Source organism: Pseudoduganella sp. jia 9, from assembly GCF_055502615.1.
The window spans coordinates 1-13,714 of record NZ_JBUPWE010000005.1; the positions used below are offsets into that span (position 1 = coordinate 1).

Sequence of the window (13,714 nt, forward strand, 5' to 3'; positions counted from 1 at the left end):
CGGCGCAATTCATATCCAGAATGTGAACGGATGGCATAGCCGCTTCAAGACATGGCTGCGGCGATTCAACGGCGTCGCCAGCCGCTACCTGGCCAACTACACGGGTTGGCGACGGGTACTCGATGCCGCCGTGCTGACAATGCCCAGGGATTGGCTACGCGTTGCCGTGGCGAAAAATTAGGGGTAGGGCCCGACGCCCCGACAACAGCATATGGAAAAAGTTCCACACCGCTATGCAATGTCGAGCTAACGCGAACAGCGCCATAAAAAAAGCGGCATCGGCCGCTTTTCTTGCTGCTTTCGGATAGGGCCTACTTCAGCCAGCCCCGGTGCCGGAAGTACAGGAACGGCGCAATGGCGCTGGTGATCATCAGGCCCCATGCCCAGGGATAGCCGAACTTCCAGTTCAGTTCCGGCATGAAGTCGAAGTTCATGCCGTATACGCTGGCGATCAGGGTCGGCGGCAGGAACGCCACGCTGGCCACCGAGAAGATCTTGATGATCTTGTTCTGGTTGATGTTGATGAAGCCGACGGTAGCGTCCATCAGGAAGTTGATCTTGTCGAACAGAAACGAGGTGTGGCCGTCGAGCGATTCGATGTCGCGCAGGATTTGCCGGGCCTCCTCGAACTGCTCGGAATTGAGCAGGCGGCCGCGCATCAGGAAGCTGACAGCACGCCGCGTATCCATCATGTTGCGGCGGATGCGGCCGTTCAGGTCTTCCTCGTGGGCGATGGCCGACAGCGCATCGGCCGCGTCCTTGTCGGTGAATTCTTCCTGCAGCACGCGGAACGATACTTCTTCCAGGTTCTGGTAGATGCCTTCCAGCGCATCGGCCGAGTACTCGGCATCGGTGGCATAGAGGTCCAACAGCACGTCCATATAGTCGGCGATCGAGCCGGGGCGCGAGCGGGCGCGCATGCGCACCAGGCGGAACACGGGCAGGTCGTCGGTGTGGACGGAGAACAGCATCTTGCGCGCCAGGATGAACGCGACCGTGATGACGCGGGACGGGCCGTCGTCTTCTTCCAGCAGGAAATCGGTGCGCAGGTGCAGGTCGCCGTTTTCGGCTTCGTAATAGCGGGCCGAAGCCTCGATATCCTTGACTTCGTCCTCGCCCGGCAGGATCACGCCATAGATCGCCTTGACCCAGGCGCGTTCGTCATCGGTGGGGTCGGTCAGGTCGACCCATACCGGTGCCGCTCGTTCAAGGTCTTCGCGCGTTTCGATGGGAACCTGGTTCAGCCGGCCATTTTGTAGAACGAAGACATTAATCATAGGCACTCTCAGCCGGCTGGGATTCTGGATACTTGCAGGACGCAAAAAATAAAACAGCGCAAGTGTACAGGCAAAGCCCCGGCCGGGACCAGACCGAAGGACCACTTTTACCGGTGGATCTATTTAAATAGGCCGGTTTGTCGCTTTATTCATGGCAGCTCGGCCGAATTCATGCGCCGCAGGATGATCTGGGTGCGCCGGTTCAGGTAGCGTGTATCGCGGTGGGCATCGTAATAACGGGGATTGGGCAGCATCACGGCCAGCCGCGCTGCCTGCGCCGCGCCGAGTTTCGCCGCCGGCACCTTGTAATAATGCCGCGCCGCCGCTTCGGCGCCATAAATGCCGCGGCCGAATTCGACGACGTTCAGGTAGATCTCGAAGATGCGGCGCTTGTCCATCAGCGTTTCCAGCATGTACGCGATGATCAGTTCCTGGCCCTTGCGCAGGTAGCTGCGCGAGCCGGAAAGGAACAGGTTCTTCGCCAGCTGCTGCGTGATCGTGGATCCGCCGTGCGTGACCTTCCTGCGCTTTTCATTGCGTTCATAGGCCTTTTCCAGCGCTTCCCAGTCGACCCCGTCGTGATCGGAAAAATTGGCGTCTTCGGAGGCGATGACGGCGCGCTTCAGGTTGTTCGAGATGCGTTCGTATGGCACCCATTTCTGGACGATCTTCGCCTTTGGGTCCTTTTCCTGCATGACCGCCAATTGCTGGCGCATGAACGCCGTCATGCCGGGTTCATGGTCGCGCCACCACCAGATCTGCACGACGAAATACAGTTGCACCGCGACGAACAGGGCGATGGGAACGATGAACAGCCATTTGACGAAGGACCAGCGGCCCGGGGACTTGCGCGTTTTTTTCATTCTTTATGTATACGCAGGAGAAATCAGCAGATGCGTCGGCAGATGCGTTCAGCAGATACATTCATCAGATACGTTCGTCAACGCAGGTTCGCCAGCACCTCCGCCGTGCGCGGACGCACGCCGCGCCAGCCGTGAAATGCCTCGGCGGCCTGCTCCACCAGCATGCCCAGGCCATCGCGCACGCTGGCGCCATGGCTGGCGGCGAACCGCATGAAGACGGTCGGTTCTTTTCCGTACATCATATCCAATGCCAGCGTGCCTTGGTGGAATACCGATGGCGCCACGGGCGGCAGGTCGGCCTGCAGGCTGGCCGACGTGGCATTGACGACGATATCGAAGCTGCCGGCGATGCCGTCGAATCCGCATGCGGTAACGACGCCCGCGCCACCCAGCGGTGCAAACTGCTGCACCAGCGCTTCGGCGGTGGCCACGGTGCGGTTGGCGATCACCAGCGCGGCGGGGCGATGCTCGAGGATCGGCAGCACGGCGCCGCGCGCGGCGCCGCCGGCGCCCAGCAGCAGCACGCGCTTGCCGGCGATCGGCACGCCGGCATTGACGGTGATGTCGGCCACCAGGCCGGCACCGTCGGTGTTGTCGCCGGTGATGCCGTGTTCATCGAACAGCAGCGTGTTGACGGCGCCGGCGGCCTGCGCGCGTACCGTCAGCGCATTGGCCAGCCGGTAGGCTTCGAGCTTGAACGGCAACGTCACGTTGGCGCCCCTGCCGCCTTCGGCGATGAACGCGTGCACCGCCTGCGCGAACCCGTCCAGCGGGGCCTGCCGTCTTTCATACGTCAGCGGCTGGCCCGTGGCCGCGGCGAACGCGGCATGGATGTCGGGCGATTTGCTGTGGGCGATCGGATTGCCGAACACGCAGTATTTGTCCACGCGGTGAATCTCCATGGTTCAGTGTTTTTATCGTGCTCCACCCAGCTGGGCTTCGAGCTTTTGTTCGCGGGTGAATTTGAAGCGGGTGATGATGACCCACAGGTCGTCGCGGTCGTTCGACAGCATGTTCGGCGGGAACTTGCCGAACGGCGCCGCGCGGCGCACGATCGCGATCGCCGCCTGGTCCAGCGCCGGATTGCCGGAACTGGTCTGCACGGTGATGCCGCCTTCCTTCATGTACAGCGTGCCGTCCTGGAAGATCGGGATCGACAGCACCAGCTCGCCATACAGCTTGCGGCCGTTTTTCTGGGGGAAGTTCAGCGTACCCACCTCTTCCACCTTGCGCTGGAAGGTCTTGTAATACATCGCGTAACCCACCTGCTGCGTGCTGGGCGTGATGTAGGTGCGGCGCGGGCGCTTGTTCTGGTCCTCGATGGTTTGCGCGATCTCGGCGGCCATGCGGGCGATCGCCCGGCTGCTCTCGATCAGCTCGGCACCGGTGGGCGTGGGATCGGGCTTGCTGTTCTCGGTCACCGGCGCGGCGCGGTAAGGCGTGGTCTTCACCTGCGTCAGCAGCTTCTTCTGCACCTCTTCGAGCTGCTCGATGCGGCGCCGCGATGCTTCGATGCTGTCGCCGTCGGCCACCCGGCGCATGTCCGGCAGCGGCGACTTCGAGCGGCCCTGGTCGGCCATGCCGCCGCCGTCCAGGTTGGCCTGGGCCAGCGCCTCGGCCTTCAGCGGCCGGTTGGCGTGCTTGGCGTTGACGAGGATGACTTCCAGCGTCGGATCGGTGGGCGTCAGCTTGAATTCCTGGGGCGCCACGAAACGCACCGCCAGCAATGCCGCATGTGCGAGCACCGACAGGGCCAGGGCGATCGCGAGGAACCGGTTTTCTTGTAAATACTTCACGCAGAGGAAGGAAAAGCGTCGGCGAAAGGCATCATTCTACCGCCGGAAAACCGGTGGCGGAGCGGGGATTTCGTGGCGCATTGCTCCACACCCGCGTAGCAGCGATGACTTGCAGGCCATCTCCCCGTCCAGGCACCGTTTTTTTTCAGTGGCCGGCAGTCGGCGGGGCTTCTGCATCGGCTTCGTCGGCCGCTTCGGCCACTTCCACCTTCTCGTCGGCGGGCTGGTCAGGATCGGGTACCAGTTCCGGCACGGTTTCGCCGGCCAGCGCCTTGTCCTGATCCTGCCCTCCTCCTTCTTCCTCTTCTTCCTCGAAGTCGACGGCAGCCGGGGCGGCTTCCTCGATTTCCAGCAGGCGCGTCTCGATCGTCAGGTCGACTTCGTCCCAGCGGATCACGTCGAGCTTGACGGCGGCGCCGCGCGCGGCCGACGGCATGCCGGGCAGGCGGATCACCAGCGGGATGTCGGTCAGGCGCAGCACTTCATCCTTCAGTACCACGGCGTCGACCTGGTGCTTGTTTTCCTGGCCGAGCCAGCGCAGGCACCAGTAGCGTTCCATATTGGCCTGGAAGTCGGCATAGGCGGCATACGCGGCGTCGAACGCGGAGACGATGGCGAACAGGTTCGCATCCTTGTGCTTGAACGGCGCGACCAGCGGTGCCATCACGCCCTTCTCGGCGACGGCCAGGATCTGCCACTGGTTGACCAGGTCCGGGTAGCGGCGCAGCGGCGACGTGCTCCAGGCGTACTGGTCGACGCCGAGGCCTTCGTGCGGCGCGGCATGCGTCAGCATGCGCACCTGCATCTTGGCGTTCCAGCCGCCGACGCCGCGGCCCTGGCTGCGGTAGATGCCCGGCACGCCGTGGTCGTGCATCAGCTTGCCCCAGGTGCTGTTGGCGAAGATCATCAGCTCGGCCACGATCTTGTCCAGCGGCGCGCCGCGCTTGCGGCGCGTGATCGTGACGACATCGTCCTCGACATAGAAATTGAAGTCGACGCGGTTGTTCTGCTCCGGCTTCAGCCCGAAGGCCTCGCGCTTGACCATCCGGCCCGCTTCCAGGTGTTGGGCCCAGGCCCACAGCAAGGTCAGCTCGGCCTTGCGCGGATAGTCGCCCTCGCCGCTCGCGAGGGTTTCTTCATTCACGACGTCGTCGAGGTCGTTATGGCGCAGGTTGTTCGCGATCGGCACCATCTCGGCGCGCGTCTCGGTCGAGATCACGGTCCAGTCGGCAGTATCGAGCGTGGCGTACAGCGACAGCGCCGGGCAGGTCTTGCCCTCGGCCAGCGTGTAGGCATCGACCACCGAATCGGGCAGCATCGTGATCTTGTCGCCCGGCATATAGACGGTGGACAGGCGCGCGCGGGCGATCTTGTCGATCGCATCGTCCGGCCGGATGCCGAGGCCCGGCGCGGCGATGTGGATGCCGATGCGCACCTTGCCGCCGTCCAGGTGGACGATCGACATCGCATCGTCGATCTCGGTGGTCGTCACGTCGTCGATCGAGAACGCCTCGACGTCGGCGACCGGCAGGCCGGCCGGCGGCGGCGGCACCGCCACCTCCGGGAAGCCATGGCCGCGCGGGAACGACTCGAACAGGAAGCGGGCCATGTGCAGGTCCTTGGCCGAACCGATGCCGCCCACGGCCAGCATCAGGCGCGCCGGCGTGGTGTGCAGTTCGTTGCAGGCCGCTTCCAGCGCCTTGTATTCGATGGTGTTCTTGTCCGGCTTGAACAGCAGCTGGTGCACGATGCCGGCCATGGACGGCGGCAAGCGGTCTGCCTTCAGCTCGTCCACGTAGCCCTGCTGGACGATGGCCTGCTGCTTCTTCTTCTCGATGCCGGCCAGCGCCGCCTTCAGGGTCTGTTCCGGCGCGGCCTTGTAGCGTCCGCGGCCCTTCTTGTGGAAGTACACCGGCGCCGTGTGCAGCGCCAGGATCAGGCCGGCCGCCTCGGCGGGCAGCGGCGCATGGCCGAAATACTCGGCGCCCAGTTCCGCGAAACCGAATTCCTCCTGGCCGGCCACCTCCCACAGGAAATCCAGGTCGACATCGGCCGCCACCGCGCGCGCCTGCTCCAGCAGCTCCTCGGGCGCCGGCTTGTCGTACTGCAGCAGCACGTCCTTGGCTTTCACCTTGCTGCGCTTGCCGCTGGCCATCTCGACCTGGTAAGCCTCGCCGGCGGTGGACAGCACTTGTCCGACCTTGAAATCGCCGGATTCTTCAAAAAAGACATTCATGATTATCTCGAGTTGGAGGTTTTCGGCACCAGCGCCGCGACCTGGGGCAGGAACACCTCGGTCACCAGCAGCGTGCCCTGGCGCCGCCGGTACAGGCAGCGCCGTGCATACAGCAAAAGTTCGTCGGGGACGGCGATCCCCTGCGCCGCCAGCGCGGCGCGGGCCCTGCGCGCCAGCGGATGGCTGCCGCGCAGGCGCGCATATTCGAGCGGGCCGCGGTCCACCATGGGGTCGCCGAACAGCGTAGTGCCCAGCGACCGTTCGCCCAGCGCGGAAAACAGCGGCCAGTCGGCAGCGTCCGCGCTCATCGGCACCACGGTGTGCGCGAACACCACGGGCGTATTATCACACCGCAGCAGCACTTCCCGTTCCCAGCAGCGGCTGCGCACGTTGCCCATGCGGTGCAGGCCCAGGGCGGCCGATTCGTCCGCCAGGCACTGCGCGGGACGCTGGCGCAGCACCTGCACCCGGAAAGCACCGGCATGGGCTTTCAGCCTGGCCGTCAGCGATCCGCCGGACGTCAGCCAGCACGCCAGCGCCGCCGGCGCGTTCACCGCCAGCACATGCCGGTACCAGTTGGCCCGGCGCAGCGAGCGCTCCCTCATCCGGCCCCGATTCCGCAAAAATCCAGCACCTCGTCCACGTAGCCGGCGAATTCGGCGATGCCGTGGTCGGAACCGTCGATCACGTGCTGCCGGGCGCCCGGGTAATGGGCGACCATGGCGCGCCAGTCCAGCACCTCGTCGCCGGTGGCGGCCATCAGGTAATAGCGTTCCGGCCGCGTGATCGCCGGCACCGCCAGCTCGCCCAGCTCGGCGATGTATTCGCGCTTGAACTCGAACGGCTCGCCGCTGTGGAACATGGTTGTCATGCCGACGTATCGCTCGAGGCTTTGCAGCGGCGTGACGGCGGGATTGAGCAGCGCGGCGCGGCAGCCCAGCCGCTCGGCCATCCAGGTGGCGTAATAGCCGCCCAGCGAGGAGCCGACGATGGCCAGCTCATTGGCCACTTTATCGGGCGGCATGCCCGCCACCAGCGCCATCGCCTGTTCCATCGCCTGTTCCATCGCCAGTTTCGGCGACGCCGGCAACTGCGGCGCCACATACTCGGCGGCACGGCCCAGCTGCGCCATCCGCTCGCCCAGCAGCCGTCCCTTCATCGACAGCGGCGACGAGCGGAAGCCGTGCAGATACAGGATCACGCTCAGACCTTCAGTGCCTGCAATGCCTCGAGCAGCTTGGCATGCACGCCGCCGAAACCGCCGTTGCTCATGACGACGACATGGTCGCCCGGCCGCGCCTGGCCGACGATGGCCTTTACCATCAGGTCGATATCCTCGTACGCGGCAGCCTTCGAGCCCATCGGCGCCAGCGTGGTGGCCAGGCTCCAGCCCAGCGCTTTTTCGCTGCCGAAGCCGAACACGAAATCGGCATCCCCCAGGCTGGCCGGCAGCGCATCCTTCATCGCGCCCAGCTTCATCGTGTTCGAACGCGGTTCCAGCACGGCGAGGATGCGCGTATCGGTACCGAGCTTCTGGCGCAGGCCGCCCACCGTGGTGGCGATCGCGGTCGGATGGTGGGCGAAATCGTCGTACACCGTCACCCCGCTCACCACGCCGCGCACTTCCATGCGGCGCTTGACGCTCTCGAATGCTTCCAGCGCTTTCGCCGCCTGGGCGATCGGCACGCCGACGTTGCGCGCGGCGGCGATCGCGGCCAGCGCGTTGTAGCGGTTGTGGCGCCCGGTCAGCTTCCAGTTGATCAGCGCTTCGAACTTGCCGTTGAACAGCACGTCGAAGCTGCCGTCCGGGTGTTCCTTCAGCGTCCAGTTGGCATTGCCGTCGTTGCCAAAGCTTTCCTTCTCGCTCCAGCAACCGCGGCGAATCACGCGCAGCAAGGACTCCTCGTCGCCGTTGACGATGACGCGGCCGATGCCCGGCACCGTGCGCACCAGGTGGTGGAACTGGGTTTCGATGGCGCCGATATCGGGGAAGATGTCGGCATGATCGTATTCCAGGTTGTTCAGGATCGCCGTCTTCGCGTGGTAGTGCACGAACTTGCTGCGCTTGTCGAAGAAGGCGGTGTCGTACTCGTCGGCCTCGATCACGAAGAACTCGGATTCCTTGCCGGGGGCGGACAGGCGCGCCGAGATGCCGAAGTTCATCGGCACGCCGCCGATCAGGAAGCCCGGCGCATAGCCGGCATCTTCCAGGATCCAGGCCAGCATCGACGAGGTGGTGGTCTTGCCATGCGTGCCGGCCACCGCCAGCACCCATTTGTTGCGCAGGATGTGCTCGCCGATCCACTGCGGCCCGGAGACATACGGCAGGCTGCGGTTGAGGATCTCCTCGACCAGCGGATTGCCCCGCGAAACCACGTTGCCGATCACGTACAGGTCGGGGTTCAGCTTCACCTGGTCGGCGTCGAAGCCCTGGATCAGTTCGATGCCCTGGGCTTCCAGCTGGGTGCTCATCGGCGGGTAGACATTGGCGTCGCAGCCGGTCACCTTGTGGCCGGCTTCCTTGGCGAGTACCGCGAGGCCGCCCATGAAGGTGCCGCAAATGCCGAGGATGTGAATATGCATGGTGGATCGTGCTCCGTGGTGCTGCGTGGTCAAGGACGCGATTTTACCCGACGCGCTGGCTTTGGCCGGTTCAGAGTATCATTCCGGCCATGATGCCGAACCATGATGTCAACGACCAGGTAGCGCTCCTGCGCGCCGAAATCGCCGCCGCCGCGGCGCGGATGGTTGCGCAGGACGGCGCCGACTACGGCACCGCGAAGCGCAAGGCGGCCCGCCGCATCCTCGGCGACGCGCAGGCCAATTCGCTGCGCGACGCGCTGCCGGACGATGCGCAGATCGAGGAAGAGGTGCGCCAGTATCACGCCCTGTTCAATGCCGCCACGCAGCCGGCCCGCCTGCTGAAGCTGCGCACCATCGCGCTGGAAGTGATGGAGCGGCTGGCCGAGTACCAGCCCTTCCTGACCGGCCCGGTACTGAACGGCAGCGCCGGCGAACACGACGACATCCATCTGCAGCTGTTCGCCGACAGCGCGAAGGAAGTGCAGATCTTCCTGCTGAATAAGAACGTCGAGATCGAGATCTCGGAAAACGAGCATTTCAAGGGGCCGCGCCACGATCCGGTCGAGACCGTGAGCTTCCTGTGGCATGGCGAAGGCGTGCATGCGGAACTCTATGAGCAGCACGACTTGCGCGGTGCAAAGAAACAAAAGGCCGGCGACCGCCCGGTGCGGGCCGGCATCGCCGAGCTGCGCGCCCTGATCGCCGCTGAACATCCTGAACACGGAACCGAATGAAGACATCCCACCTGCTGGCCTGCGCCGGCATCGCCATTCTCTTTGGCGCCGTCGGCGCCTGGGTCGGCGTCAACAAGAAAGAACCTGCGCCACCGATCACCACCACCATCCCGCCCGAACAGGCCGCGGCCGGCAGCGCCGTCGTCAACGCCCTGCTGGCACGCACGATGGCCGATGCCCAGGGCACGCAACAGCCGCTGGCGCAGTGGAAAGGCAAGCCGCTGCTCGTCAATTTCTGGGCCACCTGGTGCGCACCGTGCGTCAAGGAGATGCCGGAACTGTCGGCGCTGCAGGCCAGCGGCAAGTACAAGGACCTGCAGGTGATCGGCATCGGCATCGACTCGCCGGCCAATATCGCCGAATTCACCAAAAAATTCCCGATCGCCTATCCCCTGTACGTGGATGGCGTGGCCGGCACGGAACTGTCGCGCCAGTTCGGCAACGCCCAGGGCGGCCTGCCATTTACCGTGCTGATCGGCGCCGACGGCCAGGTGAAGAAGACTTACCTGGGCCTGTTGAAGTTCGAGCAGCTGCACCGGGATCTGGCCGCGCTCTGAGCAACGGTGCCGCCGCCGGGGTGCCGTGCACCACCGCGCGGGTAACGACTCAATTTACTGTTTGGCAAGTTCTTTTTTCTTGCCAAATAGTCGCGTCAGGCGGCAAAATGCGGAACTTTCGCTGGACTTAGGTCACAACATGGCAAAACACCTGCTGCTGCTGAACGGCCCCAACCTGAACCTGTTGGGCACCCGCGAGCCCGGGATCTACGGGGCGACGACACTGGCACAGGTGGAACAGGCGGCACGGGACCAGGCCGCGGCGTCGGGCGCGCAGTTGCATGCTTTCCAGAGCAACCATGAAGGCGCACTGATCGACCGCATCCATGCCGCGCGCGACGAAGGGGTGGACTTCATCGTCATCAACCCCGGCGGTTATACGCACACCAGCGTCGCCTTGCGCGATGCGCTGGCCGGCGTGGCGATCCCGTTCGTCGAAGTCCATATATCGAATATTTATCAGCGCGAAAGCTTTCGCCACCACTCATATCTCAGCGCGATTGCCAAGGGAACGATTTGCGGCCTCGGCACCGAGGGATACCGCTTTGCCATCGACTTTGCATTAAAAAGCAGTTAATCTACGCGATCTGCGCGCTATTTACAGCGTAGTCGCTTATGTTCTCGTTCTCGATTGTATTCGTCCTCGATTAACATGGCAGCCGCGCCCAATTTCACAAAACAAGATTAGACGGGAGTCTCAGATGGATCTACGCAAGCTCAAGACTTTGATTGACTTGGTTGCCGAATCGGATATTGCAGAACTCGAAGTGACCGAAGGCGAGAGCAAGGTACGCATTGTCAAGTCGTCCGCCATGCCGCAGAACCAGGTCGTGATGATGCCGCAGGGAGGCGCCCCGGCCCATTACATGCCCGCCGCCGCGCCCGCACCGGCCGCTGCCGCCGCACCGGCCGTGCCGGCTGCCGCCGAGCCGACCGGCCATGTCGTCAAGTCGCCGATGGTCGGCACGTTCTACCGCTCCAACGCACCGGGCAATGCGCCGTTCGTCGAAGTCGGCGCGACGGTGAAGGAAGGCGATACGCTGTGCATCATCGAAGCGATGAAGCTGCTGAACGAGATCGATGCGGACAAATCCGGCACGATCACCCAGGTTCTCGTGGAGAACGGCCAGCCGGTGGAATTCGGCCAGCCGCTCTTCATTATCGGCTGATCACTCGCCGGCAAGTCATTCGTCGGCTGGAACCAGGGCCGATGAAACGAAGGCTGAATGCAAGCTGATTGAAAAAACGGCCCAAAGCGTGGCCATGCATGACCGGCAATAATGCGGTCCGGCGGCCCGCCGCCATGTTAGCTCCCTCTCCCAGGACACCCGGCAAGCCCGGGTGTTCGCAAACATAGAACTAGCCATGTTTGAAAAAATCCTCATTGCCAACCGTGGTGAAATCGCGCTGCGTATCCAGCGCGCCTGCCGCGAGATGGGCATCAAGACGGTCGTCGTGCACTCCGAAGCCGACAAGGACGCGAAATACGTCAAACTGGCCGATGAATCCGTCTGCATCGGCCCGGCCTCGTCGACCCTGTCGTACCTGAACATGCCAGCGATTATCAGCGCGGCCGAAGTGACCGATGCCGAAGCGATCCATCCGGGCTACGGCTTCCTGTCCGAAAACGCCGACTTCGCCGAACGTGTCGAAAAATCCGGCTTCGTGTTCATCGGCCCCCGTTCCGATTCGATCCGCCTGATGGGCGACAAGGTGTCGGCCAAGCAGGCGATGATCAAGGCCGGGGTGCCGTGCGTGCCCGGTTCCGACGGCGCGTTGCCGGACGATCCGAAGGCGATCGTGCAGATCGCCCGCAAGATCGGCTATCCGGTCATCATCAAGGCGGCCGGCGGCGGTGGCGGCCGCGGCATGCGCGTGGTGCATACCGAAGCGGCGCTGCTCAATGCCGTCACGATGACGAAGAGCGAAGCCGGCGCCGCGTTCGGCAATCCGGAAGTCTATATGGAGAAATACCTGGAGAATCCGCGCCACGTGGAAATCCAGATTCTCGCCGACGAGCACAAGAACGCCGTGTGGCTGGGCGAGCGCGACTGCTCGATGCAGCGCCGCCACCAGAAGGTGATCGAGGAAGCGCCGGCGCCCGGCATTCCAAGGAAGCTGATCGAGAAGATCGGCGACCGCTGCGCCGAGGCATGCCGCAAGATCGGCTACCGCGGTGCCGGCACGTTCGAATTCCTGTATGAGAACGGCGAGTTCTACTTCATCGAGATGAACACCCGCGTGCAGGTGGAGCACCCGGTGACGGAAATGATCACCGGCATCGACATCGTGCAGGAACAGATCCGCATCGCCTGCGGCGAGCGCCTGCGCTTCCGCCAGCGCGACGTGATGCTGTCCGGCCACGCGATCGAGTGCCGCATCAACGCCGAAGACCCGTTCAAGTTCACGCCTTCCCCCGGCCGCATCACGTCGTGGCACGCGCCGGGCGGCCCTGGCGTGCGCGTCGACTCCCATTCGTATGCGGGTTACTATGTACCGCCGCACTACGATTCGATGATCGGCAAGGTCATCACCTACGGCGCCACGCGCGAGCAGGCGATCCGCCGCATGCAGATCGCGCTGTCGGAAATGGTGGTCGAGGGCATCCTCACCAACATCCCGCTGCACCGCGAGCTGATGGTGGATGCCCGCTTCATCGAAGGCGGCACCAACATCCACTACCTGGAACAGAAACTGGCGGAAATGCCGAAGGCGGGTGCATGAGCTGGAATGAAATCGTCATCGAAGTCGCCCGCGAGCATGCCGAGGCGCTGTCGGACGCGCTGATGGAAGCGGGCGCGCTGTCCGTGTCCGTCGAGGATGCGGACGAAGGCACCGATGCGGAACAGCCGCTGTTCGGCGAGCCGGGCATGGAGCCGAAGGAAGCGGCGTGGGAACACAGCCGCGTGGTGGCCCTCGCCGACGTCGATGCCGATCACTCGTTCATCGTGGCCGCCGCGGCCCGGGCCGTCGGCCTGAAGTCGCTGCCCGCCTACACCACGCGCAGCGTGGCCGATGAAGACTGGGTGCGCCTGACGCAATCCCAGTTCGAGCCGATCCACATCGGCAAGAACATCTGGGTCGTGCCGAGCTGGCACGAGGCCCCCGATCCGTCCGCGCTGATCCTGGAACTGGACCCGGGCCTGGCATTCGGCACCGGCAGCCACCCGACCACCCGCCTGTGCATGGAGTGGCTGGAAGCCCATCCGGCGCCCGGCAAGACGGTGCTCGACTACGGCTGCGGTTCCGGCATCCTGGCGATGGTGGCGCGCAAGCTGGGCGCCAGCCCGGTCGCCGGCGTCGACATCGACCCGCAGGCGATCGAGTCGGCGCGCGACAATGCCGCGCGCAATAAGGTCGAGGACATCGCATACTTCGTGCCGGAAGACTTCGCGCAATCGACATATGCCACCGCGCAGTTCGACATCGTCGTGGCCAACATCCTGTCGTCGCCACTGAAACTGATGGCGCCGATGCTGTCCGGCCGCGTGGCCGACGGCGGCGCGCTGGTGCTGTCCGGCGTGCTGGCGCGCCAGGCCGAAGAAGTGGCGGCCGCGTATGCGCCGTTCATCAAGATGTCGGTCTGGGCCGAGCACGAAGGCTGGGTCGCCCTGTACGGCCGCAAGGGCGCCGATAGCGCTCCGCCTTCACGCCAAGGGTAACGACCT

14 protein-coding genes and 1 pseudogene are annotated in these 13,714 nt (G+C 64.3%); 7 read left to right on the plus strand and 8 right to left on the minus strand.

Annotated features, from left to right (window positions below; genetic code table 11):
* Positions 1-181: pseudogene (locus ACY34H_RS06420) on the plus strand (IS1595 family transposase); the annotation flags it as partial.
* Positions 182-311: 130 nt separating this feature from the next.
* On the opposite strand, the gene corA reads toward ACY34H_RS06420, so the two are convergent.
* From corA to mpl, 8 genes are all read right to left on the minus strand, one after another.
* Positions 312-1,277, minus strand: a complete 966-nt coding sequence (corA, locus tag ACY34H_RS06425) for a magnesium/cobalt transporter CorA (protein ID WP_464976662.1) — start codon at positions 1,275-1,277, stop codon at positions 312-314.
* Between the two features lie 149 nt (positions 1,278-1,426).
* Positions 1,427-2,140 carry a monofunctional biosynthetic peptidoglycan transglycosylase gene (gene mtgA, locus ACY34H_RS06430; RefSeq protein ID WP_464976663.1) on the minus strand — a complete coding sequence of 238 codons (714 nt, stop codon included), beginning with the start codon at positions 2,138-2,140 and terminating at the stop codon, positions 1,427-1,429.
* A 77-nt stretch (positions 2,141-2,217) separates the two neighbouring features.
* Positions 2,218-3,027 carry a shikimate dehydrogenase gene (aroE, locus tag ACY34H_RS06435; RefSeq protein ID WP_464976664.1) on the minus strand — a complete coding sequence of 270 codons (810 nt, stop codon included), beginning with the start codon at positions 3,025-3,027 and terminating at the stop codon, positions 2,218-2,220.
* Positions 3,028-3,054: 27 nt separating this feature from the next.
* Entirely contained in the window at positions 3,055-3,936 is an 882-nt protein-coding gene (locus ACY34H_RS06440) for a TonB family protein (protein ID WP_464976665.1), read from the minus strand.
* Between the two features lie 145 nt (positions 3,937-4,081).
* Positions 4,082-6,172: a ribonuclease catalytic domain-containing protein gene (locus ACY34H_RS06445; protein ID WP_464976666.1), complete on the minus strand. Its 2,091-nt coding sequence runs from the start codon at positions 6,170-6,172 to the stop codon at positions 4,082-4,084.
* A gap of 2 nt (positions 6,173-6,174) precedes the next feature.
* A complete protein-coding gene (locus ACY34H_RS06450) occupies positions 6,175-6,777 on the minus strand; it encodes a chorismate--pyruvate lyase family protein (protein ID WP_464976667.1) in 603 nt (200 codons plus the stop codon).
* Positions 6,774-7,373, minus strand: a complete 600-nt coding sequence (locus ACY34H_RS06455) for a YqiA/YcfP family alpha/beta fold hydrolase (protein ID WP_464976668.1) — start codon at positions 7,371-7,373, stop codon at positions 6,774-6,776. The genes ACY34H_RS06450 and ACY34H_RS06455 overlap by 4 nt, the downstream gene beginning before the upstream one ends.
* A gap of 2 nt (positions 7,374-7,375) precedes the next feature.
* Positions 7,376-8,755 carry a UDP-N-acetylmuramate:L-alanyl-gamma-D-glutamyl-meso-diaminopimelate ligase gene (gene mpl, locus ACY34H_RS06460; protein WP_464976669.1) on the minus strand — a complete coding sequence of 460 codons (1,380 nt, stop codon included), beginning with the start codon at positions 8,753-8,755 and terminating at the stop codon, positions 7,376-7,378.
* Positions 8,756-8,844: 89 nt separating this feature from the next.
* Here mpl and ACY34H_RS06465 point away from each other — a divergent pair, with 89 nt between their 5' ends.
* The 6 genes from ACY34H_RS06465 (at position 8,845) to prmA (ending at position 13,708) form a co-directional block, all read left to right on the plus strand.
* The gene (locus ACY34H_RS06465; RefSeq protein WP_464976670.1) at positions 8,845-9,489 is read left to right on the plus strand and encodes a hypothetical protein; all 645 of its coding nucleotides are present in this window, start codon (positions 8,845-8,847) and stop codon (positions 9,487-9,489) included.
* A complete protein-coding gene (locus tag ACY34H_RS06470) occupies positions 9,486-10,046 on the plus strand; it encodes a TlpA family protein disulfide reductase (RefSeq protein WP_464976671.1) in 561 nt (186 codons plus the stop codon). Before ACY34H_RS06465 ends, ACY34H_RS06470 begins: the two co-directional genes overlap by 4 nt.
* 139 nt (positions 10,047-10,185) lie before the next feature.
* On the plus strand, positions 10,186-10,623 hold the full coding sequence (gene aroQ / locus ACY34H_RS06475) for a type II 3-dehydroquinate dehydratase (RefSeq protein WP_464976672.1): 438 nt from the start codon (positions 10,186-10,188) through the stop codon (positions 10,621-10,623).
* 124 nt (positions 10,624-10,747) lie between these two features.
* Complete coding sequence (gene accB / locus ACY34H_RS06480) at positions 10,748-11,215, plus strand: acetyl-CoA carboxylase biotin carboxyl carrier protein (protein ID WP_464976673.1); 468 nt, start codon at positions 10,748-10,750, stop codon at positions 11,213-11,215.
* 196 nt (positions 11,216-11,411) lie between these two features.
* Positions 11,412-12,770 (plus strand): acetyl-CoA carboxylase biotin carboxylase subunit, encoded by a 1,359-nt coding sequence (accC, locus tag ACY34H_RS06485; protein WP_464976674.1) that lies wholly within the window; start codon positions 11,412-11,414, stop codon positions 12,768-12,770.
* Positions 12,767-13,708 carry a 50S ribosomal protein L11 methyltransferase gene (gene prmA / locus ACY34H_RS06490; RefSeq protein WP_464976675.1) on the plus strand — a complete coding sequence of 314 codons (942 nt, stop codon included), beginning with the start codon at positions 12,767-12,769 and terminating at the stop codon, positions 13,706-13,708. The genes accC and prmA overlap by 4 nt, the downstream gene beginning before the upstream one ends.
* Positions 13,709-13,714: the final 6 nt, after the last annotated feature.